This window comes from Sphingomonas degradans (genome assembly GCF_053502645.1).
Map to the genome: position 1 here is coordinate 1,279,450 of NZ_CP177172.1, position 23,467 is coordinate 1,302,916.

Here is a 23,467-nt window from a genome sequence, read left to right on the forward strand (position 1 = left end):
TGGCGATGGAGAGCGTGATGCTTGGCGGCATGCAGGATTTCGAGCTTAGGGTATCGAGCTTGCTCGATCACGCGGCGCGCGAGCATGGGCGCCGCGAGATCGTGACGCGATGGGCGGACGGCAGCGAGACGCGCACCGACTGGGCCGGCATCGCGCACGACGCGCGGCGGCTGGCACAGGCGCTGGAGCGGCTGGGTATCGCCCAAGGCGATCGCGTGGCGACCATGGCGATGAACCATAGCCGCCATCTGGTCGCTTGGTATGGGGCGATCGGGATGGGCGGGCTGATCCACACGATCAATCCGCGCCTGTTCGACGACCAGCTCGCCTTCATCGCTAACCATGCCGGGGACCGGGTGCTGCTGTACGATCGCGCCTTTGCGCCGATCGTCGAGCGACTGCGGGGCGAATGGAAGACGATACAGCACTATATCTGTTTCGACAGCGACGGGCCCGATGGGTTCGAGGCGCTGATCGCCCGCGAGGACGGCGATTATCGCTGGGTCGAGGGCAGCGAGCGCGAGCCGTGCATGCTGTGCTATACCAGCGGCACGACCGGCAATCCCAAGGGCGTGGTCTATACCCATCGCTCGACCGTGATCCACGCGATCACCGAATTGCAGCCGGCGGTGTTCGAGCTTTCGACTCAGGCCGTGGCGATGCCGATCGTGCCGATGTTCCATGCGGTCGGCTGGGGGTTGCCCTTTGCCGGGGCTGCGGTGGGCGCGAAATTCGTGTTCTCGACCGTGAACGAGCCCAAGGTGCTGTGCGAGCTGATGAACCGGGAGAAGGTGACGCACAGCGCGGGCGTGCCTACGGTGTGGTTCGGGATGTTCCAGCATATCGACGCGACCGGCGACACGCCGCAGCACCTGAAGATCGTGACGATCGGCGGATCGGCGGCGCCGCGCGCGATGATCGAGCGGCTGATGAAGATGGGAATCCGCGTCAACCATGCCTGGGGCATGACCGAGACCTCCCCCATCGGCACGATGGGCGCGCCGCCGGCCAATTGGGACGAGCTAAGCTTCGAGCAGCAGGTCGATCAGGTGGCGATGCAGGGCAAGGTGCCGTTCGGCGTGGAACTGCGCATCGTCGACGACGAGGGCACGGTCCAGCCGCGCGACGGCAAGAGTTCGGGCCGTCTCCAGGTGCGCGGCCCCTGGGTCATCGCGCAATATTATGGCGAGGAGAGCCCGGCGGTCGATGCCGACAACTGGTTCGACACCGGCGACGTGGCGGTGCTGCACCCGGATGGGACGATGCAGATCACCGACCGGGCGAAGGACGTCATCAAGTCCGGCGGCGAGTGGATCAGCTCGGTCGAGCTGGAGAACGCCGCTGTCGGCTGTGCCGGTGTGGCGGAGGCCGCCGCGATCGGCGTCTATCACCCGCGCTGGGAAGAGCGCCCGATCCTGCTGGTGGTGCGCAAGCCCGACAGCGCCGTGACGGCGGAAGAGGTGCTGGCGTATCTGGCGCAGCACGTCGCCAAATGGTGGCTGCCCGACGAAGTCCATTTCGTCGATTCGCTGCCGCACACGGCGACCGGCAAGCTGCTCAAGACCGCGATCCGCGCGGCGTACAAGGATTTCCGGCTGGCCGCTGCCTGAGCGGCCAGCCGGGGTTAGACGTTACTTACCGGCGACGATCGCCGCGCTGACTTCGCCTGCCTTCGCATCGCGGAAGCGGGCGCAGTTGCGGATCGCGTCGAGCGAGCGGTCCAGGTTGAGCGTGCTCTCATTGCCCAGCTGCGGGCGCAGCTTGGCATCGACGGCATCGGCCTGGGGCAGCGAGCACAGGATGCCGAACATCTGCGCAGCCTTGCCCGAGAAGATGCCGCCGCCGCCGCCAGCCTTCACAAAGGCGTCGTAGTTGGTGAGCATGTAATCGCTCGCCAGATCGCGCGTTGCAGGCGACTTCATCAGCGTGGCGGTGGTGAACAGCCGCTGGGTCGCGCTCAGCCGTTCGTCCTTGAACTCGTTCAGGAACCAGCGCGCGACATCGGGATTGCCCGATCCGGCGATGCCCATGAACGCGCTCTGGCGCAGCGCAGGCGGGCCGGCCAGTGCCTTTTCGGCGATTGCCTTTGCAAAGGGCACGCCGCGATCGCCGACGGTAGTGGACACCGCCAGCGTCGCGAAGCGCGGGTCCAGCGCCTTGGCGTCGCCCGCGATATAGGCATCGAGCGCCGTCGCCAGCTTGGTCCGCAGCGCCGCGTCATGCCCGGTGTCGGCCAGGATCTGGACCAGGTCGGCGCGCAGCTTGCGAGTCTCGCGGTCCTCCTTGGCATAGACACTGGCGGCGGGATCGAAGCCCAGCTTCGCCAGCGCAGGCGCATAGAGCGCGCCGATCAGCGCGCGATAAGCGGGCGCTGCGTCCGGGGTGATCAGCCCGTGCGCATCGAGGGCGCGGACTTCGTCGGCATTCTCGAACATGATCTTGGTCGAGGGGTGCGCAGTCATTGCCCGTGCCAGCGCGATCGGCCGGGCAACGCCGTTCTTGCCCGCATAGAACGATGCCCACAGGCTGTCGTTCAGCGCCAGCGCCTCGCCCTCGGGCAGCGTCGGCCCGGCAGCGATCAGCGCGTCCCAATCGGCGGGATCGAGATCGAAGCGGTAATAGCCCCATCCGCCCGCATTGGGGACGATCGGGCCGGTGCCCTTTGCCTCCACCGGCTGAGTCGTCTGGTCGAGCAGCGTGCAGCTCTTGTCCGCGCCACGGCGGATGCACAGCGGGATGATCCACTTTTCCGCCGGCGCGTTGCTGCCGAAATAGGCGTAGCGCGATTGCGTCGCGGTCAGCGCATTGCCCTGGCGATGCAGCGCGATCACGGGTACGCCCTGCTGATCGACGAAGCTGCGCAGCGATGCCAGCACGCGCGGGTCCTTGGCGCTGTCGGCCAGCGATGTGAAGAATTCGTCGGTGCTGGCGTTGGCATACATGTGGCGCTGCATGTGCAGCCGCACGCCGTCGCGGAACTTGGTATCGCCCAGATAGTCGGCGATCATCGCCACGACCTGGCCGCCCTTGCCATAGGTGATCTGGTCGAATGCCGCGTTGATGTCGGCGTCGTTGGCGATCCGCTCATGGATCGGCCGCCCTGCCGAAAGCGCGTCGAGGTCCATCGCGTCGAACCCTTCGGCCAGCCCGTCGATGCCGATGTTCAGGTCGGGCCGCCATTCGTTGCCGATGCGATAGCCCATCCAGTTGGCGAAGCTCTCGTTCAGCCAGATATCGTCCCACCATGCAGGCGTGACGAGATCGCCGAACCACTGGTGCGACAGCTCATGCGCCACGACCATGCCAAAGGTCTGCTTGTCCGCCTTCGACGAATCCGCGTCGAGGAACAGGATGCCGTCGCCATAGATGTCGGCGCCGGCATTCTCCATCGCGCCCGGCATGACCGGCGACCCGATCTGGTCCAGCTTGGGATAGGGGAAGGGCTGGTCGAAATAGCGTTCGAGCAGCGCGACGATCGGGCCGGACTGTTCGAGCGCGAATTGCAGCTTGTCCTTGTTCGGCTGGGTGCCGACGATGCGCAGCGGCAGCGGGTCCTTGCGCTGCGGCGTCGGCGGAACGACCGTTTCGGCGACCGCATAGGGGCCGACCACGAACGCCATCAGATAGGTTGGCAGCGGCTTGGTGGGCGCGAAGCTGTGGGTGACCATCTCGCCCGCCGGGGCCGTGCCGGTCTCCGGCGCGTTGCTGATCGCGACCAGCCCCTTGCGCGTGGTGAGCGATACGGTGAACGGCGTCTTGTACCCCGGCTCGTCGAACGAGGGGAAGGCGGCGCGCGCGTCGATCGATTCGAACTGGGTCCAGCTATACCACTGCTTGTCGATGTTCAGATGGTACATGCCCGCCGGGGAATCGGTGAAGGCGGCATCATAGTCGAAGCGCAGCGTCATTTTCCCCGGTGCAACCGTCTTGCCGAAATCGAGCAGGGCGAGGCCGAGCGGCGTCTTTTGCGTGAAGGTGACCGGCTTTTCCTTGCCCGCGATGATCGCCACGGCCTTGGTCACGTGCAGGTCGCGCCCGTGCATATAGACGGCGGAGGCTGGCTTTTTCAGCTCGACTTCGATCTCGGTATGCCCGCTGAAACGCGGCTGATCCGGCAGGATGGTCAGGTTCAGCCGGTACGCGATCGGCGTAACCGTATCCGGCAGCTTGCCGGTCGGTTGCGGATCGACCTGGGCATAGGCGGTGGCGGGGATGACGAGGGCGCAGAGCGCGAGGACTGGAAGGCGCATCAAGGTTCCTGTGCGGAGGGTGCCCTTGCGTAAGTTAGCGCCGCCTGCGTGGCAATGGTCGTTACGCGGCCAGGCGGACGCGGTTGCGCCCTTCGCCCTTGGCTTCGTACAGCGCGGCATCGGCACGCGCGAGCAGCCCGTCGCGGCTCTCGCCGGGATGGAAGCGGGCGATCCCGATGCTGACCGTCAGCGGAACTTCGACGCCGCACGAAACCTTAGGGCGCAGTGCGGCGATCGCCTGGCAAATTCGTTCCGCCGTCTGTCCGGCCGTTTCGCCATCGGTCTCGGGCATCAGGATGCCGAATTCCTCGCCGCCGAGCCGCCCCGGTAGCGCGTGCGCGCCCAGCGTATGGGGCAGTGCGGCGGCAAAGCTGCGGAGCACATCATCGCCGGCCTGATGGCCGAAATTGTCGTTGATCGCCTTGAAATGATCGACGTCGATCATCGCGAGCGACAGGGGGGCGTCGCTTCCCTGGGTTCGGGCGATCTCCGCATCCAGCGCGGCTAGGAACGCGCGTCGATTGGGCAGGCCGGTCAGTTCGTCCGATGCCGCAGCGTGGCGCAGCCGCGCCTGGGTGGCGAGCGTCTCGGCGCGGGCGCGTGCGGCGGCGATGCCGGTGACGACACTGACCAGCAGGAAGCACATCGCCAGCCCCGCCAGCGCTATCTGTGTTTCCTCTAGCCGGACCACCGCACGTTCGTTCGCCCGCTCGCGAATGGCAAGCACGCGGCGCTCCTCCGCTTCGATCCGGCCCAGTGTCGCCTGGATCTGCTGAATGTCACGGCGGCGCATGTCGTCGCGGATCGTGGCCACCGCCTCCAGCAGATCGCCTTGTTCCTCGAACGTCAGCGTTTCGCGGAGAACCGCGAAATAGCCGTCGAGTTGCGCACCGAGCGCCCGCATGTTCGCGTGCTGGCGGGGATTCTCGGCCGTGAGCGCCCGCAATTCGGCAAACAGGCGCGGCGTTTCGCGCCTGCCGTCGATGTAAGAGCGCAGGAAGAGCGGGTCGTGTGTCAGCAGGTAGCCGCCTTCGCCCCGCAGCGCGTCGTTGATCGCGTCGCCGGTCTTCCCGGCGGTCAGGAGGACGCGCAACGTATGCAGGTGCAGTGCCTCTGCCTGCCGGCGATCCGCCGCCGCATCGAACACGTTCACGGTCATAGCGGCAAGCAGCACGGCTAGCGCGCCGAGCGCGCCGAATCCCCACAGATGAATACGGCGCGCGGACTTTCGCTCGGCAATGTCGTTGTGCGATCCCATCGCGTACTCATGCGCGCAAAGCTGCCGATACTTCGTTAACGCCGCGAAAGAAGTTGCGCGAATACCCTTGCCGGGGCGTGGCGGGTGGTTCACCCTCGCAGTGTCGAGGGAGGGCACATGACCCAGGGCGTCACGGTTGGAAGCGCGGCGACGAGCATGGCGGCGGTAACGCTGCCCGCGCGCCCGGAACCCATCCGGGTGGTGCCAAGCGAGACGGCGGTGGTCGTTGTCGACATGCAGAACGCCTATGCGACGCCCGGCGGCTATGTCGATCTGGCGGGTTTCGACATATCCGGCGCGGCGGGGACGATCGGGCGGATCGCCCGCGTGCTGGACGTGGCGCGCGGTGCGGACGTCCAGATCGTCTATCTCCAGAATGGCTGGGACCCCGGCTATGTCGAGGCGGGCGGGCCGGGATCGCCCAACTGGCACAAATCGAACGCGCTCAAGACGATGCGCGCGCGTCCCGAACTCGCGGGGCAGCTGCTGGCTCGCGGCGGCTGGGACTATGCGCTGGTCGACGGGCTCGCGCCGCAGGACGGCGACATCGTGCTGGGCAAGACCCGCTATTCCGCCTTTTTCAACTCGCAGCTGGACAGCGTGCTGCGCGCGCGCGGCATCCGGACGATCGTGTTCGTCGGCATCGCCACCAATGTCTGCGTCGAATCCACCCTCCGCGACGGCTTTCACCTCGAATATTTCGGGGTGATGCTGGAGGACGCGACGCACCATCTGGGGCCGTCGATGCTGCAGGAGGCGAGCGTGTACAATGTCGAGAAATTCTTCGGCTGGGTCTCCACCAGCGCGGATTTCTGCGGCAGCTTCGGCCAGACGGAACAGGAGTGACGATGCCTTTCGAGCCCATCAACCCGCCGCAATTCCCGACCCCCATCGCCCCCTATTCGGCGGGCGCGAAGGCAGGGAACACCGTCTATGTCTCGGGCGTGCTGGCGCTGGGTGAGGGCGGGGCGGTGCTGCATGTCGGCGATGCGGCCGCGCAGACCCGACATGTGCTGGAGGTGATCAAGACCACGCTGGAGGCGGCGGGCGCGACCATGGCCGATGTCGCGATGAACCACATTTTCCTGAAGGACCTGGGCGATTACGCCGCGTTCAACGCCGTCTATACCGAGTATTTTCCGGGCGCGAAGCCCGCGCGCTACTGCATCCGCGCCGATCTGGTGAAGCCCGAGTGCCTGGTCGAGATCGCCTCCGTGGCGCATCTCGGCTGATGCAGGCGGGCGGGCTGTATTGGGAAGAGCATGGCCCGGCGGGCGCGCCGGTGCTGCTGCTGTCGTCCGGACTGGGGGGATCGGCAGGCTATTGGGCCCCGAACCTCGCCGCGCTTTCCGCGCGCCACCGCGTCATCGCCTATGACCATCGCGGCACCGGGCGTTCGGACCGCACGATTGAGGGCACGCTTACCGTCGAGCGGATGGCCGACGATATGCGGCTGGTGCTGGCCGCAGCGGGGGCGCCGCGCGCGACGGTGATCGGCCATGCGGCAGGCGGGCTGGCGGGCCTCGCGCTCGCGCTGGCTGAGCCCGAGCGAGTCGAGCGGCTGGTGGTCATCAACGGCTGGGACCGGCTCGATCCGCACACCGCGCGCTGCTTCGACACACGGCTGGTGCTGTTGCGTAACGGCCCGCGCCCCTTCCTGCACGCCCAGCCGCTGTTCCTCTATCCCCCGCAATGGATTTCGGAGAACCATGCGCGGCTGGAGGAAGAAGAGGAGCATCTGCTCGCCCATTTCCCCGACGTCGAGATGGTCCAGCGCCGGATCGCCGCCGTGCGCCATTTCAACATCCGCGATCGGCTGGGCGAGATCCGCGTCCCCACGCTGCTGGTCGTAAGCGACGACGACATGCTGGTGCCGCCCGCCTGCTCCGAACGGCTCGCCGCCGGTATCCCCGGCGCGGTGCTGGCGCGCATGACGGGCGGACATGCGTGCAATGTCACCAACCCCGGCACCTTTGACCGGATGCTCCTGAGCTGGCTCGATAACTGACAAGGAAGTTTCGCAATGCAGGTCGGCGTCTTTGTTCCCATCAACAACAATGGCTGGCTGATCAGCGAAAACGCGCCGCAATATCTGCCCAGCTTCGACCTGAACAAGGAAATCGCGCTGCGGGCCGAGAAGCATGGCCTCGATTTCCTGCTGTCGATGATCAAGCTGCGCGGCTTCGGCGGCAAGACGCAGTTCTGGGAATATGGGCTGGAGAGCTTCACGCTCATGGCCGGGCTGGCCGCAGTGACCGAGCGGATCAAGATCTATGCGACCTGCCCAACGCTCATCATCCCGCCCGCCTTTGCCGCGCGGATGTGCAACACGATCGACAGCATCAGCCATGGCCGCTTCGGGCTGAACCTCATCACCGGCTGGCAACCGCCCGAATATACCCAGATGGGGCTGTGGCCCGGCGACGAGCATTTTCGCAACCGTTACAAGATGCTGGACGAATATGCGCACATCCTGCGCGAACTGTGGGAGACGGGGCGCAGCGATTTCAAGGGCGACTATTACCAGATGGACGACTGCCTCGTCCGCCCACAGCCGCAGGGCGACATGAAGATCATCTGCGCGGGATCGTCCGATGACGGGCTCGCCTTTTCCGCCAAATGGGCGGACTATGCGTTCTGCCTCGGCAAGGGCGTCAACACGCCCACTGCCTTTGCCTTCAACAACGAACGCCTCGCGGCAGCCACCGCCAGGACCGGGCGCGCGGTGTCCGTCTTCGTGCTGGTGATGGTGATCGCCGGCGAAACCGACGAGGAGGCGATGGCCAAGTGGCGCTCGTACAATGACGGCGTGGACATGGACGCCATCGCCTGGCTCGCCGAACAGGGGGCGAAGGACAAGGTCAACGCCGACACCAATGTCCGACAGCTCGCGGCGCCGGAGGGGGCGGTGAACATCAACATGGGCACGCTGGTCGGCAGCTATGCCAGCGTCGCGCGGATGCTGGACGAAATGGCCGAGGTGCCGAACACCGGCGGGGTGCTGCTGACCTTCGACGACTTCCTGGAGGGCGTCGAGGCGTTCGGCACGCGCATCCAGCCTTTGATGCAGAGCCGCAACCGCTGAGTTGCGCTTGCCCGGGCCGGAGCTATGGTAGCGGTATCATAGTGACGGAGAGGGTAATGGCTGGATTGGGACGCCGCGCGGGGATCGCGCTGCTGGGGCTGCTCGCGCTGGCGGGTACGCCCTCGGCGGCGTCGGCACAGGGGCGCGAGCGCTGGGTTGCCGCCTGGGCGACGTCGCAACTGGTGCCGAGCGAGGCGAACAGCCTGCCGCCGGCCACGCTGACCGACGCGACGCTGCGGCAGGTGGTGCGCATCCAGATCGCGGGCAAGCAGTTGCGGGTGCGCTTCTCCAACGCCTTCGGCACGGCGCCGCTGGCGATCGGCGCGGCGACGATCGCGCGCTCGGCCGATCTTGCCTCTCCCCGTATCGATCCGGCGACGCTGCGCACGCTGACCTTTGGCGGCAAGCCGGGCGCGGTCATCCCGGCAGGCGCCGATTACTGGAGCGATCCGGTGGCGCTGGCGGTGCCGGCGGGTGCGGACCTGACGATCTCGATCCACTTGCCCCAGCCGCCGGCACAGCTCACCAGCCACCCCGGATCGCGGGCCACATCGTACACGGTGCGCGGCAACCAGACTGCCGCCGCCGACCTGCCCGACGCGGCAAAGGTCGACCGCTGGTATCAGCTCGGCGGCATCGAAGTAGTCGACTCGCGCGCCGCCGCCGTGGTGGTGCTGGGGGATTCGATCACCGACGGGTACGGCGTCCAGCCCAATACCAACGCGCGCTGGACCGACGCGCTGCAGGCGCGGCTGCGTGCGGCGAAGATGCCGCTGGCGGTGCTCAATGCCGGGATCGGCGGCGGGCGGCTGCTCAACGACGGGCTGGGGCCGAACGCGCTCGCCCGCTTTGATCGCGACGTGCTGAGCCCGCCGGGGGTGACGCACCTGATCGTGCTGGAGGGCGTCAACGACCTGGGCACGCTGACGCGCGAGGCGCCCGCCAGTGCGGAGGCCCATGCCGCGCTGGTCGAGGGGATGATCGGCGCCTATCGCCAGATCGTCGCCCGCGCCCGCGCCCACGGGATCAAGGCGATCGGCGCGACGATCCTGCCGTTCGGGCGTTCCGGCTATTACCATCCCGATGCCCAGAACGAGGCGGATCGCGCCGCGGTGAATGCGTGGATCCGCGCGTCGCGCAATTTCGACGCCGTGATCGACCTGGATGCCGCCATGCGCGATCCGGCGCGCCCGAACTATCTGCGGGCGGACTTCGACAATGACGGGCTGCACCCGTCGATCGTGGGGTATGCTGCAATGGCGGCTGCGGTGCCGTTGGCGGTGTTCCAGTAAGGGCACGCCCTTTTAGTCACCCCGGGCTTGACCCGGGGCCCCGCTTCTTCTGCTGGGTGACGGGGCGGCTAGAACAACTCCCCCTGCGCCCCCGCGGGCCTGCGGAACAGGTCGGTGCGCAGGCGGATGCGATCGCCCTCCAGCCCGTAGCGCCGGCATGCGATCTGGAACCGCGTCCGCAGCAACTCGGCCCAGGGGCCTTGCCCGCGCATCCGCGAGAAGAAATCGGGGTCGTTGTCCCTGCCGCCGCGCAGCGACTGGATGATCGCCATCACCTTGCCCGCGCGGTCGGGGAAGTGCGTGTCGAGCCAGGCGCGGAACAGCGGCGCGACTTCGTGGGGCAGGCGGACCGGCAGGAAGAACGCCGCCCGCGCCCCCGCCGCCGCCGCGCGCTCGACGATATGCTCCATCTCATGATCGGTGATCGCCGGGATTACGGGCGAGATCGATACGAACACCGGCACGCCCGCATCGGCGAGCGTGCGGATCGCCGCCAGCCGCTTTTCGGGATGCGCCGCGCGCGGCTCCAGCGTCATCGCGATCCGGCTGTCGAGCGTGGTGACCGACAGCATCACCGCCGCCAGTCCCTTCGCCGCCATCGGCGCCAGCAGGTCCAGGTCCCGCGTCACGCGATCCGACTTGGTGGTGATCGTGATCGGATGGTCGCACGCGGCCAGCACTTCGATGCAGCCCCGCGTGATCCGCCATTCGCGCTCGATCGGCTGGTACGGGTCGGTATTGGTCCCGAACGCGATCGGGCGGCAGGCATAGCCAGGCTTGCCCAGTTCGGCGCGCAGCAGCGCCGGCGCATCGGGCTTGGCGAACAACCGCGTCTCGAAATCCAGCCCCGGTGACAGGTCGTGATAGGCATGGCTGGGCCGGGCGAAGCAATAGATGCAGCCATGCTCACACCCGCGATACGGGTTGATCGAGCGATCGAAGCCGACGTCCGGCGACTGGTTGCGCGTGATGATCGTGCGGGGAGTCTCGACGGTGACCGTCGTGCGGGGCGGGGGCGGCGTGCCGTCGACCAGCGTCTGCGCATCGCGCCAGTCGCCGTCCGCCTCGCGCTGGGGCAGGTTGAAGCGCGTGCTCACGCCGTTTTCGGTCGCGCCGCGTGCGGGCCTGCGTTTCTCCATTGCCAAAGCATAGGTAAAGAAATAGAACATTAAAAGAACAAAGGGAGGCGACGGGTGCGGATCAGCTATGTGGAATTGCCGGTGGGTGCCGTGGGGCCGGTGCGCGATTTTTATGCGCAGGCGTTCGATTTCGCCTTTACCGATTTCGGGCCGGAGTATGCGGCGATGACCGGGGGCGATGTCGATCTGGGGCTGAACGGTACGGGGGACCAGCCGATCGCGGTGCCGCTGCCGCTGGTCGAGACGACCGACCTGGAGGGCGCGCTGGCGCGGGTCGAGGCGGCGGGAGGCACGATCGAGGTGCCGATCTTCGCCTATCCCGGCGGGCGGCGCTTTCATTTCCGGGACCCGGCGGGGAATTTGCTGGGCGTGTTCGTGAACGAGGCGGCGTAGCGCGGAGAGGACGCCGACCCGAAGGCCGGCGTCCGTTCACTCAGCGGCGGCGGCAAACCTCGACGCGGTGCCCACGGCGCCATTCGTTCCAGCACACCCGGCGCGCGCGATAGTGGCTGCGCCCGCCGCCATAATAGCGGCCCCGGTCCCAGCCGCGATGGCGGCGATCATAGCGGCGGTGGCGATCGCGGCGGTCATAGCGGTCGCCGCGCTGATAATCATGGCCGTAGCTCTGCGCGCCGACGACCAGTACGCTCGCGCCCGCGCTGACCGGCGCCGCCGCTACCGGGGGGGCCGCGCTGGCGATCCCGGCAAAGGCCAGCCCGGCGACGGCGATCCATTGTGCAATCCTCATGGTTCGTTCCTCTCTTGCAATATCCCGCTGCACCAAGAGGTAACGGACCGCGTCGTTCGCGTTGCTGAACCGGGTTGTCGGGCGCGGTTCAGCTTTGGCGGGCGCGTGCGGTTACGCGAGCAGGATGCGCCGCACTGCGCCTTCGGGATCGTCCACCATGCGCGAGCGGGTGTCGAACACCATGGTCTGGCAGCGTGTCGGATCGCTCGGCGTCCAGGCCAGCCCCGGCTGGCTGGGATTGCCCGTCCGCGCGAAATTGGCCCAGGCGGTGGAGACCGTGCGGCCCAGTGCCCGCGCCTCGGGCGTGTTGCCGGTCCCCTGGTCACAGCGCTCGACATTGTCGAAGACGAAGGCAAGCTCGGCGGTGTGCCAGGCGCCCGCCACGCCATCCAGCTGGGGCGACTGCCACTGGAAATGATATTGGTAGGCGGGGGCGGCGCCCTGTGCGTGCTTGAGCCGCACCATCCGCTGGACGTTGTTGCGCCCCGAAAGCCCGCCCACGCCATAGGAAAGCGTGCGGATCGCCTTTTCGGGATGCGCCTTCTTCATCGCATCGACGAGCGCATTCGCCTTTTCGGCGCCCAGCGACTCGGTCAGCTGCGCGCGCCATTCGGCCTCGGTCGGGTTGCGGCTCATGCTGGTGCCTTCCTCGCTGACATTGCCGATCAGCACGGGCACGTCGCGTGAGGCTTCGGGCGCGACTTCCTGGTACGAGCGGATGTCGATGACGGCGCCGTCGATCGTCGGCGCCCAGCCGACACGCGGCGTCGGGTTCGCGCTGCTGCCGGGGGCAAGCGCCGCGTTCGGGCGCATCGGGCCGTTGATCTCGGCCGCCACCTTGCTGCCGGTGGTGAACAACGTGTTCCAGTCCATCTTCTGGAGCGCGCCGATATCCTTGGCGCCGATGCCCAGCGCCTTGACCACCCGGCGCGAAAACTCGCGCGACTGCTCGATCGTCGGGATATTGCCGCCGCCGCCGGACATGATCGCCGCGCGATGGATCAGCCCCTTGCCGCGCTGCATCCCCAGCAGGGTCGTGACCTTCGATCCGCCGCCCGACTGGCCATAGATCATCACCTTGTTCGGATCGCCGCCGAAATTGGCGATATTCTCCTGCACCCATCGCAGCGCGGCGATGCAATCGGTCATGCTGACATTGACCGACTCCGCATAGGCCGATCCGCCGACATCGGTGAGGTCGAGGAATCCCAGCACATTGAGCCGGTGGTTGATCGACACCTGCACCACGTCATGGTTGCGCGCCATGTTGGCGCCGTGGTGCGACGCCAGTTCGTAGGACGAACCGAAGCTGAACCCGCCGCCGTGGAAATAGACCATCACCGGGCGGCTGCCGCTGAGCGAAGGCGTCCACACGTTGAGCTTGAGCATGTCCTCGCCCAGGAAGCCATCGTCCCATTGCTGGAGAAAGGTGTGCTCCACGGCGCGGAAATTGTGCAGCGTCTGCGGGCAGTTCGCGCCATAGGCCAGCGCCGGATATTCGTCGGCCCAGGGCGTGGGCGGCTTGGCGGGGAGCCAGCGGTTCTCGCCGCCGGTGTCGGCGCCATAGGGAATGCCCTTGAACTGGAAAACGTCGCTGGCGACGAAGCCCCGCACCTTGCCATATTGCGTGCGGGCGATGGCGGAGCGCGGGGTGGTGCCGGTGCGCGTCGGTGCCGCGCTGCCGATGCCGCGATAGGCGAGCGCAGGTGCGGAGGCTGCCATGCCGGCACCCAGCGTTGCGGAGCCGATCAGCATCCTCCGGCTGATCGCGATGCTCTCGTTCGAGTCGCCCATTTTTCCCTCCCAAATCCCGGCTTATTTTGACCGTTGATAATATCCTATATGATATGTATCGCTTTACAACGATTTTGTCCGGGTGGTGCGTCGCGTCGTTGGGAAAGTGGCGGCGGATGACCGGGCGGGCGAGTGAAATGCCGCTACGGCATCGAGGGATTGAAAGGCGCGCAGCCCTTTGGCGCCTCCCCGTCGGCGCGGGGAGTAGTCGGAGTATTACTTAGACAATTGAGGTGTTTGCGGTCTGAATCTGATATCATATAGTGAGGCAGCGTAATTTTTAAGGTGTGTGGCGTTGGATAATCGGGAACCCCTGTTGGGTGCGATGGATGGGTATCGGCAGCCGCGCGCTACGCCGGGGCCCACGCTGGTCGAATGGGCGCATGAGCATCTGCTGTCGATGCTGGTGTCGATGGAGATCGCGCCGGGCGCGCGGATCGGGATCGACGCCGTTGCCCGGCGCCTGGGTATCTCGCAGACGCCGGTGCGCGAGGCGCTGAGCCGGCTGGAAGCGGAAAGCCTGGTCCACAAGGTGCCGAACGTCGGCTATCGCGCGAGCAGCCAGATGACGTGGGAAGAGGTCAACGACCTCTATGAGCTGCGGCTGCTGATCGAGCCTTATGCCGCTGGGCGTGCCGCCGAGCGCATCGACGATGAGACGCTGGCCGTGCTGAGTCGCATGGAAGAGGAGATGTCGCAGATCCAGCCTGGCACCGGCGGCGCCTATGCGCGCTTCGCGGAGGCGGATGCGATGCTGCATCGGCTGGTGGCGAACGGCAGCGGCAATCGGCTCATCGCCGACACGATCGAGCGGCTGCACGTGCATCTGCACATCTTCCGTTTTCTCTACAGCACCAACGCGCCCGAGGAAGCCGCGCAGGAACATGCCGATGTGCTGCGTGCACTGCTCGCCCATGACTCGGCAGGGGCAGAGGCGGCGATGCGGCGCCATCTGGAGCGGTCGCGCGCGCGCATGGAGAAAGTGTCGTCGCTGCAGCAACCGCAATCCGGCGCAACGCTGGATGGTTTCCGGAGGCGCCGGGCGGAGATTTAGGGATCGGCGTCGCGCTGCGCGGCGTCTCGGCGAGGCAATAATGCCGGCCGATTGGGGAGGAATGCCGATGGCTACGAAACTCGCGGGCGGTGTCGCCGCCGTGGCGCTGATGCTGCTTGCGGTGCCCAGTTGGGCGCAAGCGCAGGGACCGGGACCGGGGCAGGGACCGGGGCCCGGTCAGGGGCCGCGACCGGGCGGCCCGCCCCGTATGCAGGAGTTTCAGGCATGGTCGCCCCAGCCCGTGCCCGCGACGGCATGGCAGGCGCCGAATCGCCCGCACTGGAGCCTGACCGAGATCCTGCGCAAGCATGCCGGCCAGCCGCGCTGGGTCGAGCCGGTCGTCGCCGATCGCGATTTCGATGCGCGGTTCATCGCGATGGCGCCCGGCGACAAGACCAAGCCGCAACTCTGGGCCGACAGCCGCGCCTTCTGGGTTATCCAAAGCGGGCAGATCCGCTTCACGATCGAGGGGCAGGCGCCGTTCGTCGCGACCAAGGGCTATCTGGTCCAGGTGCCCTATCGCGTGCCGTACAGCATGGAAGCGATCGGCACCGAGCCCGCCGTGCGGCTGGAAGTGGTGCAGGCGGGGGCAACGCCGCTCTACCCGATCACCGAGACGCCGACTCCGCGCAAGGGCAAGCGGTATGTGAAGGTGCGCTATACGGGCACAGGCACCTATGACGCCGTGAACAAACCGTATGTCGATTTCGAGCGCGATGTCGTGGCCGCCAATGGCCGCGGCGGGCCATTCGTGCGCGACGACAAGACCTTTGCCAACATCCTCCGCGGGCGAGGGGCACCGCCGCCGCCGGCTACCGATTTCGGGCATTTCCACGTCGATTATTCCGAGTTCTGGGTCGTGCTGGAAGGCAAGGTGGATTACCTGCTGGAAGGCCAGAAGCTGTTCACCGCCGAAGTCGGCGACGTGGTCTATGCGCCGCAGGGGCGCTGGCACCGGGCGAGCTTTGGCGGCACCGGCACCGCGACCCGCCTGGCGATCAATCCTCGGCCCGAGGGCCTGCATAACTACCAGCCGCGCGACCACTGAGCGCTGCGAACCGCGATCCGGGCCGGCGGCAGAGGACCGCCGCTGGCCCCGCACATGGCGAAAGCCCACGGCCCGCACGGGTCTGGGCCGGGATGGTCGCGCGTCGAAAATATACGTAAAAACAGCGACATAGGATAATTTCACTGCCCGTGTTCGGCGCGCTTGACGACGTCGGCCAAGCGTCCTACGAATCCCTCGGCTCGATCATATATGATATAAGATAGGTTGAGCTGGGAGAGAGATAACCGAAAGGGGCAAGGGATGAGGATTTCTTCACATCTCCGTCTGGGGGGCTCGGCCATCGCATTGATTGCTGCAGCTTCGCTATCGACGGGCGCACATGCGCAGACACAATCGACTACGACGCAATCCGGGCAGCGCGATGCCGCCGCCGAGCCGCAGGACGAGCCTGCGGCGATCCCGACGACGCAGGGGGACGAGAATATCATCGTCACGGGTTCGCGAATCCGCGGCGTGGCGCCGGTCGGATCGAACCTGGTGTCAGTGGGCCAGGAGACGATCGAGAAGACCGCGCCGGTCAACCTGTCGCAGCTTCTCAATACCGTTCCTGCGATCTCCACGGCGGGTTCGATCGCGCAGGGTGAGAACGCCTATTCCTATTACTCGCCGCAGATCCACAGCCTTGCGGGCTCGTCGTCGAACACGACGCTGGTGATCGTCGACGGCCTTCGCCTGCCGGGCGGTGGCCAGCAGTTCAACCAGACCGATCCCAACATCATTCCGGTCAGCGCGATCCAGCGCGTCGAAGTGCTCGCGGACGGTGCGTCGACCGCGTACGGCTCGGACGCCGTCGCCGGCGTGGTGAACTACATCACCCGCAAGACCTTCAACGGCTTTGAAATGAACATCCAGCAGGGGTTCGGCAAGGATTACCGCAACACCGCCGCGCATGCGATCTGGGGCACGACCTGGGACACCGGCGGCGTGTATGTCGCGGGTTCGTGGTCGCAGCAGAACATCCTGTACAATCGCTCGCGTCCGTTCACGAGCCGGGGCGATTATCGCGATCTCGGCGGATCGAACAACCTCAGCTTCACCTGCCCGGATGCGACCATCACGGTGCAGCAGCGCGGCGGCGCGGCCAATTCCAATATCGCCAACCAGGTGTTCCTGGGGCCGAACGCCACCACGTCGGTCGCCAATGTCGGCGCCAACGCGCCGTGCAACAACTCGCTGTACAGCGTCATGGTCCCCGGACAGGGCCGCGGCAACGTGTACATGAAGGTCGTCAACGACTTCAGCGACAAGCTGTCGATGCAGTTCACGCTGAACTATAACCGCCAGCGGACGCATTCGCCGGGGGCACCGGGCACGATCAACGCGCTCGCCTATGGCGCCGGCGCAACCGGCGGGGCGACCAATCGCTTCCCGGACCAGGTCAACCCGTTCTTCGTGGCGCCCGCCGGCGCGCCCACCACGACGATCGAGAACGTTAATGTCCTCGCCCTGCGCGCCGATGGCAATTACGGCGACAACCGCACGCAGGCCGACGTGGTCTATGGCACGTTCGTCGCCAATTACGAGCTGAGCGACAAATGGTCGCTGACGTTCAGCGATGCCGCCGGCTGGAACCGGTCGGCGACGGACAACCTCAACACCTTCTGCGGCGCCTGCGCCAACCTGGCGCTCAACGGCACTACGCAGAACGGCAACATCCTGACCTCCGCGATCGCGGGGCAGAATGTCATCGCGCTCAACCTTCCGCTGACGACGGCGAACGCGATCGACGTGTGGCGGCGGCTCGACAGCCCCACCAACCGCACCTCGGCGGCGGTGATGCGGTCGCTCTATTCGAACGACTCGGGCAACACGAACCTCAACCAGTTCAACCAGGTCAAGCTGGACCTCCAGGGTGCGTTGTTCACGCTTCCGGGCGGCGACCTGAAAATCGCGGTCGGCGGCGAATATTACTGGCAGCAGCAGCAGCAGAAGTTCATCGGCGGCAACAACACCGGCCCGACGACGACGGGCGCGAGCTACCGCAACTATGAATATGGCCGCAACGTCAAGTCGGTGTACGGCGAAGTCTATATTCCGGTCGTCGGGCCCGACATGGAAATCCCCTTCATCCACCGCATCGACCTGTCGATCGCCGGGCGGTATGACAAGTTCAGCGATGTGGGCGACACTACGAACCCCAAATTCGCCGCGAACTGGGAAATCGTCGAAGGGCTGAAGCTGCGCGGCAACTATTCGCGGGCCTTCGTGGCGCCGCCGATCGGCGTGATCGGCGATCCGAGCCAGGGCTATCTCTACTCGTCGGGTTCGGTCGCGCCGACGGGATCGATCAATCTGCCGGTTTCGGCCTTCCCCGATGTCGTCAACGTGCCGGGTGCACGCATCCTCGACGCCAATGGCAACGTGTCGAGCACGGCCTGCACCACGGCGAACCTTGCCGGCTTGAGCAATGCCCGGTGCCAGATCGGCAGCGGTCAGGCGGCGAACGGCAACGCTGTGGGCGCAATGCGGCGCCAGCTTGGCGGTGGCTTCACCAACGAAGTGCCGCAAAAGGGTCGCAGCTGGTCGGTCGGCGTCGATTTCGCGCCGCGCTTCCTGCCCGGCTTTGTCGCGGCGGTCACCTATTTCCACAATACGTTCATCGGCGGCGTCAGCTCGCCCAGTCCCGACGCTATCGTCAACGCGGCCGGCCTGCGCAACCTGATTACGCTGTGCACCCAGCCGACGGGATGCACGGCGGACCAGATCAACACCTTCGCCAACATCCCGAACGGCGCGACGATCAGCGGAACGGTGCCGCTGGTGACTGCCTATCTGATCGACCAGTCGTCGCGTAACGCACTCGACCTCAACCTCGACGGCATCGACGGGTCGTTCAGCTACAATACCCCGGAAACGGGCATCGGCAGCTTCACGATCGGTACGGCGTTCACTTACTTCACCAAGTTCCGCCAGAGCTTCACCGGAAGCCCCGACTTCTCGATCCTGAACACCTCCGGCTTCAACACGACCTTCCCGTCGGTCGCGTTCAAGAACCGGGCGCGGTTCGGGTGGGAGTATTCGGGCTTCAGTGCCGATGTGTTCTGGAACTATACCGGGGCTTATCGCAACTGGGGCACGTCGGTCGCGCCGATCCTGCGCGATGCGAACGGCAATCCGGCCAGTGGTGGTGACCGCGTGCGTCCGAACAACATCTTCGACCTCCATCTCCAGTACACGATCGGCGGCAAGAGCATCGTCAGCGGATGGCAGATCTATGCCGACATCCAGAACGTGTTCGACAAGGACCCGCCCTTCTACAACGGCAACGTGGGCGGCATCACCGGCGCGGGCTTTGGCTACAACGCCTTTGTCTCCAACCCGCTCGGCCGGCTGGCGTCGGTTGGCCTTCGCGTTCGCTTCTGAACTCCCCTCCATCCGCCTCGCCTTCGGGCGGGGCGGAGCTTTTTGGCCACTTGGCGGAGCCCGCATATGACGATGAGCAAGCGAGACGTGCTGCAGGCCGGGCTGGGTGCCGGGGCGTTGCTGGCGGGTGGCGTAATCCCGCTGTTCCCTGCGCGGGCACAGGAATTTCCGGGTGCGCGCGGGCCGGTGAGCCCTTCGGGCGCGCAGCCGATGCAATATGAATGGTCCGGGCGTCAGCCGACGAGCGTGGACCCGGCGTACAAGCCGCGACGGCTGAACAAGGTGATCGAGCTGTTCGAGGACGACCAGCCGATCTATTACGTCTCCTATGCGCCCGCGACGGGCGACGGCTATCAGGCCGGGCGGCTGATGGCCAAGACCTGGGCCGATTGCATCTGCATCGAGATCGAGCAGGGCGCGGCCGATTTCAGCAATCTGCGCGATTTCATGCGCGGGCTGGCCGATGGCGGCCCGACGCGCAGCGGGCACCGTATGCCCGCCACCTTCGTCACCATGCCCAATACCGGGTTCAGCGAAGCCGCGATCCAGGCGACGGCATGGATGTTCAACCAGGCGCTTTCTGCCGGGGCGATGGGCGTGAACCTGTGCCATGCCCGCGACCCCAGGGCGGTCGAGGCGACGGTGCAGGCGATGCGTTTCCCCTTCGCCTATCCGGGTGTTCCCAAGCTGCCGCGCGAAGGGCTGCGCGGATCGGGGAGCCAGTTGTTCGCGTCCCGCGTGTGGGGCGTGTCGCCCAACCATTATTTCCGCATCGGCGATTTGTGGCCGCTGAACCCGGCGGGCGAAATCATGCTTGGCCTCAAGATCGAGGACAAATACGCGCTGGAGACGTGCGAGAAATCGCTGGCGGTGCCCGGCGTGACCTTCGCCGAATGGGGGCCGGGCGACATGACCATGTCGCTCAACGGCCTGGATGCCTTTCCCGACCTGCCGCCGCAGCCGCGCCCCGGTGGCTTTGCGGGGCCGAGCGAACAACCGGCCAACCTGATCGCAGCCCGCGCGCGCGTACTTGCGGCGTGCAAGAAGAACGGCGTGCGCTTTCTGGACGCCAATAATGCGCGCACTATCGTCTCCAGCATCCGCGACGGTGCGCGGGTGATGGAGACCAATGAAGAAACGGCGCTGATCGGGCGCGAGTTCACCAAAAGGCGGATGCCCGTCTGACGGTGAAGCGACGATGCCGGAAAACGGCGCGAGGGAGAGGGTTGCGATGAAGATCAGGATGATGGGGATTTTGCTGGGCGCGGGCTTGCTCGCGGCGGCGGCGGGCGGGTCGCTCGCGCGGGGGCCGGTGATGGTGCCCGTTGCGCAGGAGGCGGTGCTGGCGCTGACGCATGCCACGGTGTTCGATCCGGGCAGGCAGGGCGTAATCCGGGATGCGACGATCATCGTCGCGGATGGGCGCATTCGCGCAGTAGGCCCCGGCGCTACGGTGAAGGTGCCCACAGGGGCCCGGATCGAGGACTTGCGAGGCAAGTTCGTGATGCCCGGCATCATCGACAACCATGTCCATCTGGGGCTGGTCGATGGCATCAGCCAGGATCTGAAGAACTACACCCGCGAGAATGTCGAACGCCAGCTGCGCACCTACGCCGCCTATGGCGTCACGTCGGTGCAGGTGTTGGGCACCGACAAGGACATCATCCACGATATCGTCCGCAACGAACGCCAGACGACGCCGGACATGGCGCGCGTGTGGACCGCCGGGCGCGGCGTGGTGTTCAAGGGGTCTTACGGCGGGGTCGCGGGGCTCGAACAGTCGGTCGCGACACCGGCCGAGGCCAAGGCGATGGTCGATCGCGAAGTCGCCAAGGGCGTTGATGTCGTCAAGCTGTGGATGGACGACGAACTGGGCACCATCGCCGAGCGGATGCCCTATCCGATCGCCAAGGCCGTGGTCGACGAGGCACATGCCAAGGGCAAGAAGGCCGTCGCCCATATCTTTTACCTCGACAACGCCCGCACGCTGGCGCGCGAGCATATCGACGGGTTCGGCCATGCGGTGCGCGACCAGCCGATCGACGCGGAAACGCTGCGGCTGATGAAGGCCAACAATGTGATGCAGGTCGCGGCCACGCTCAGCCGCGAAGCCTCGTTCACCTATGACCTGTTGCCCTTTGTCGACGAACCCTTTTTCAGCCGCGGGGTGGCGCCGTCGGTGGTCGCCGACCTGAAGAGCGAGGCGCGGCGCAACCGGCTGCGCTCCAGCCCGAGCTTTGCGAAGTATCCGGGCATCCTCGACAACGCGCTCGCCAATTTCGGGCGTCAGGCGCGCGCCGGCATTGCCTATGGCATGGGCACCGACAGTGGGCCGAGCGCGCGCTTCCCCGGCTATTTCGCGCATTGGGAGCTGGCGCTGATGGTGCGCGCGGGCGTGACGCCGCGTGCGGCGCTGACGGCGGCGACGCTGACCAACGCCCGCTGGCTGGGCGCGACCGATCTGGGCCGCGTGGTGCCGGGCTATCGCGCCGACCTGCTGGTGCTCGACCGTGATCCGCTTGCCGACATTCAGAACACCCGGTCGATCCGGTCGGTGCTGATCGGCGGGCGCAGCGTGCCGACGATCTGGCAGAGCTGTGCCGGGCGCCCGGCCGACGCATGCCCGGCGGAGCCGCGCTGATGGCCGAAGCGACCCTGCCCGGCGAGGTAAAGCCCGTGGCGGACGAAGGCGCGCCGACGCGCCCGATGCGGCCCAGCCGCGTGCGCCACGGCGTGCTGTGGCTGACCGTGCTCGCCTATCTGGTGACGTATATGGACCGTGTCGTCATCTCGACGGCGGCACCCTCTATCCAGAAGGAGTTCGGCTTCTCGCTGGTGACGATGGGGTGGATCTTCGCGTCGTTCCAGTTCGCCTATGCGTTCTTCCAGATACCCGGCGGCTGGCTGGGCGATCGGTTCGGGCCGCGTCGGGCGCTGTCCGGGGTAGTGCTGTGGTGGTCGACCTTCACGGCGGCAACGGCGCTGACCTGGTCGGCGGGGTCGATGATGGTGTGCCGGTTCCTGTTCGGCATGGGCGAAGCGGGCGCGTTTCCGATCGCCACCCGATCGCTGTCGCGCTGGATGCTGCCGTCCGAACGCGGCTGGGCGCAGGGGCTGACCCATGCCGGGGCGCGCGTCGGCGGCGCAGTGACGCCGGTGTTCGTCGCGCTGCTGATCGTCGATTTCGGCTGGCGGGCGCCGTTCTTCCTGTTCGCGCTGATCGGCATGGCGTGGGCGGCGCTGTGGTTCTGGTATTATCGCGACCATCCGCGCGAGCACCGCGGCGTCAACGCCGCCGAGTGCGCGATGATCGAGGATGCGCTGGGCAAGGGGCGCGCCAAGGCTCGCGTGCCGTGGCGGCACCTGCTGGGCAATCCCCAGCTCTGGCTGCTGTCGGCGATGTATTTCTGCTATGCCTATTGCATCAACATCTTCCTGACGTGGTTCCCCAAATATCTCCACGACGCGCGCGGCTATGAGATCGCGCTGATGGGCCTGTTCGCGAGCATGCCGCTGATGGCGGGCGTGGTCGGCGACCTGGCCGGGGGCTGGTTCTCCGACCGGCTGGTGCGAAAGGGATGGGGGCTCAAGCTGGCGCGGCGCGTGGTCGCGGTGGTGGGCTTCCTGATCGCGGCAGTGATGATCCCGCTGGCGGCGGCACTGGGCGATCCGGCGCTGAGCATCGGATGCTTCTGCGTCGCGCTGTTCGGGCTGGAACTGACCGTCGGCGTGTCCTGGGCCGTGACGCTCGACATCGGCGGCGAATATGCCGGGTCGGTGTCGGCAGTGATGAATACGCTGGGCAATATCGGCGCAGCCATCGCGGCGGCAGTGACGGGGTATATCGTCAGCATGAGCGGGTGGATGGCGGCCTTCACGGTGCTGGCGGTGCTGTCGTTCATTGCGGCGATGCTGTTCTTGCGGATCGACGCCTCACGACCGCTCTATTGCGGGGAGGCACAGGCATGAGCCGGCGTCATCTGGCGCTGTCGGTGCTTTTGGCAGCGGTCGTGATCGCAGCGGCACCGGGCAGGACCGTTGCGGAGGCTCCCGCCGCGCCCGCAGGGAACGCCGTCGCGGGGGAGGCGGTGTTCAAGCGCTGTGCCGCCTGCCACCGCGTCGGCCCTGGCGCCGCCAACGGCCTTGGCCCCGCGCTGAACGGCGTCGTCGGCCGCGCGCCGGGCGCGGTGGCCGGCTTCAAATACTCACCCGCGATGGCCGGCGCCAAGGCCGTGTGGAGCCGCGACGCGCTGTCGCGCTTCCTTGCTTCGCCACGCACCGCGATGCCGGGCACGCGCATGGTCTTTGCCGGCCTGCCCAACGCCAAGGATCGCGACGACGTGATCGCCTATCTCGCGCTGTACAGCCCCAGCGGCGCGAAGAAGAAATAACCATGGGGACTGATTTTTCCTCCA

At 66.6% G+C, this 23,467-nt stretch carries 19 protein-coding genes; 14 read left to right on the forward strand and 5 right to left on the reverse strand.

What is annotated here, in order from left to right:
- Positions 1–5 precede the first annotated feature (5 nt).
- Positions 6–1,610, forward strand: a complete 1,605-nt coding sequence (locus ACG3SL_RS05695; protein ID WP_448664171.1) for a long-chain fatty acid--CoA ligase — start codon at positions 6–8, stop codon at positions 1,608–1,610.
- Between the two features lie 21 nt (positions 1,611–1,631).
- Here ACG3SL_RS05695 and ACG3SL_RS05700 read toward each other — a convergent pair whose 3' ends face one another.
- Together ACG3SL_RS05700 and ACG3SL_RS05705 are read right to left on the reverse strand one after the other, a co-directional pair.
- Positions 1,632–4,250, reverse strand: a complete 2,619-nt coding sequence (locus ACG3SL_RS05700; protein ID WP_448664172.1) for a M1 family metallopeptidase — start codon at positions 4,248–4,250, stop codon at positions 1,632–1,634.
- A 61-nt stretch (positions 4,251–4,311) separates the two neighbouring features.
- The gene (locus tag ACG3SL_RS05705) at positions 4,312–5,508 is read right to left on the reverse strand and encodes a diguanylate cyclase (RefSeq protein ID WP_448664173.1); all 1,197 of its coding nucleotides are present in this window, start codon (positions 5,506–5,508) and stop codon (positions 4,312–4,314) included.
- Between the two features lie 117 nt (positions 5,509–5,625).
- Between ACG3SL_RS05705 and rutB the strand changes: the two genes are divergently transcribed.
- Genes rutB through ACG3SL_RS05730 form a run of 5 tightly spaced genes read left to right on the forward strand, consistent with a single transcriptional unit; the run spans position 5,626 to position 9,885 of the window.
- The gene (gene rutB, locus ACG3SL_RS05710) at positions 5,626–6,354 is read left to right on the forward strand and encodes a pyrimidine utilization protein B (RefSeq protein ID WP_448664174.1); all 729 of its coding nucleotides are present in this window, start codon (positions 5,626–5,628) and stop codon (positions 6,352–6,354) included.
- A gap of 2 nt (positions 6,355–6,356) precedes the next feature.
- Positions 6,357–6,740, forward strand: a complete 384-nt coding sequence (gene rutC, locus ACG3SL_RS05715) for a pyrimidine utilization protein C (protein WP_448664175.1) — start codon at positions 6,357–6,359, stop codon at positions 6,738–6,740.
- Positions 6,740–7,516, forward strand: coding sequence for a pyrimidine utilization protein D (gene rutD / locus ACG3SL_RS05720; RefSeq protein ID WP_448664176.1), 777 nt, complete (start codon positions 6,740–6,742; stop codon positions 7,514–7,516). The genes rutC and rutD overlap by 1 nt, the downstream gene beginning before the upstream one ends.
- A 15-nt stretch (positions 7,517–7,531) precedes the next feature.
- The gene (gene rutA / locus ACG3SL_RS05725; RefSeq protein ID WP_448664177.1) at positions 7,532–8,593 is read left to right on the forward strand and encodes a pyrimidine utilization protein A; all 1,062 of its coding nucleotides are present in this window, start codon (positions 7,532–7,534) and stop codon (positions 8,591–8,593) included.
- 56 nt (positions 8,594–8,649) lie between these two features.
- Positions 8,650–9,885: an SGNH/GDSL hydrolase family protein gene (locus tag ACG3SL_RS05730; protein WP_448664178.1), complete on the forward strand. Its 1,236-nt coding sequence runs from the start codon at positions 8,650–8,652 to the stop codon at positions 9,883–9,885.
- Between the two features lie 68 nt (positions 9,886–9,953).
- Here the strand turns inward: ACG3SL_RS05730 and ACG3SL_RS05735 are convergent, their stop codons facing one another.
- Complete coding sequence (locus ACG3SL_RS05735) at positions 9,954–11,024, reverse strand: PA0069 family radical SAM protein (RefSeq protein WP_448664179.1); 1,071 nt, start codon at positions 11,022–11,024, stop codon at positions 9,954–9,956.
- Positions 11,025–11,078: 54 nt separating this feature from the next.
- On the opposite strand from ACG3SL_RS05735, the gene ACG3SL_RS05740 reads away from it, so the two are divergent.
- Positions 11,079–11,417, forward strand: coding sequence for a VOC family protein (locus tag ACG3SL_RS05740; protein ID WP_448664180.1), 339 nt, complete (start codon positions 11,079–11,081; stop codon positions 11,415–11,417).
- 40 nt (positions 11,418–11,457) lie between these two features.
- On the opposite strand, the gene ACG3SL_RS05745 is transcribed toward ACG3SL_RS05740, so the two are convergent.
- Both ACG3SL_RS05745 and ACG3SL_RS05750 read right to left on the reverse strand, forming a co-directional pair.
- The gene (locus ACG3SL_RS05745; RefSeq protein WP_448664181.1) at positions 11,458–11,772 is read right to left on the reverse strand and encodes a hypothetical protein; all 315 of its coding nucleotides are present in this window, start codon (positions 11,770–11,772) and stop codon (positions 11,458–11,460) included.
- Positions 11,773–11,883: 111 nt separating this feature from the next.
- Positions 11,884–13,566, reverse strand: coding sequence for a carboxylesterase/lipase family protein (locus tag ACG3SL_RS05750; protein ID WP_448664182.1), 1,683 nt, complete (start codon positions 13,564–13,566; stop codon positions 11,884–11,886).
- A gap of 325 nt (positions 13,567–13,891) precedes the next feature.
- Here ACG3SL_RS05750 and ACG3SL_RS05755 point away from each other — a divergent pair, with 325 nt between their 5' ends.
- From ACG3SL_RS05755 to ACG3SL_RS05785, 7 genes are all read left to right on the forward strand, one after another.
- Positions 13,892–14,620 carry a GntR family transcriptional regulator gene (locus tag ACG3SL_RS05755; protein WP_448665076.1) on the forward strand — a complete coding sequence of 243 codons (729 nt, stop codon included), beginning with the start codon at positions 13,892–13,894 and terminating at the stop codon, positions 14,618–14,620.
- 67 nt (positions 14,621–14,687) lie between these two features.
- On the forward strand, positions 14,688–15,668 hold the full coding sequence (locus tag ACG3SL_RS05760; protein ID WP_448664183.1) for a cupin domain-containing protein: 981 nt from the start codon (positions 14,688–14,690) through the stop codon (positions 15,666–15,668).
- Between the two features lie 261 nt (positions 15,669–15,929).
- Positions 15,930–19,052 carry a TonB-dependent receptor domain-containing protein gene (locus ACG3SL_RS05765; protein ID WP_448664184.1) on the forward strand — a complete coding sequence of 1,041 codons (3,123 nt, stop codon included), beginning with the start codon at positions 15,930–15,932 and terminating at the stop codon, positions 19,050–19,052.
- A gap of 66 nt (positions 19,053–19,118) precedes the next feature.
- On the forward strand, positions 19,119–20,237 hold the full coding sequence (locus ACG3SL_RS05770) for a hypothetical protein (protein WP_448664185.1): 1,119 nt from the start codon (positions 19,119–19,121) through the stop codon (positions 20,235–20,237).
- A 46-nt stretch (positions 20,238–20,283) separates the two neighbouring features.
- The gene (locus ACG3SL_RS05775; RefSeq protein ID WP_448664186.1) at positions 20,284–21,693 is read left to right on the forward strand and encodes an amidohydrolase family protein; all 1,410 of its coding nucleotides are present in this window, start codon (positions 20,284–20,286) and stop codon (positions 21,691–21,693) included.
- Positions 21,693–23,021 carry an MFS transporter gene (locus ACG3SL_RS05780; protein WP_448664187.1) on the forward strand — a complete coding sequence of 443 codons (1,329 nt, stop codon included), beginning with the start codon at positions 21,693–21,695 and terminating at the stop codon, positions 23,019–23,021. The genes ACG3SL_RS05775 and ACG3SL_RS05780 overlap by 1 nt, the downstream gene beginning before the upstream one ends.
- Positions 23,018–23,443 (forward strand): c-type cytochrome, encoded by a 426-nt coding sequence (locus ACG3SL_RS05785; protein WP_448664188.1) that lies wholly within the window; start codon positions 23,018–23,020, stop codon positions 23,441–23,443. Before ACG3SL_RS05780 ends, ACG3SL_RS05785 begins: the two co-directional genes overlap by 4 nt.
- Positions 23,444–23,467 lie beyond the last annotated feature (24 nt).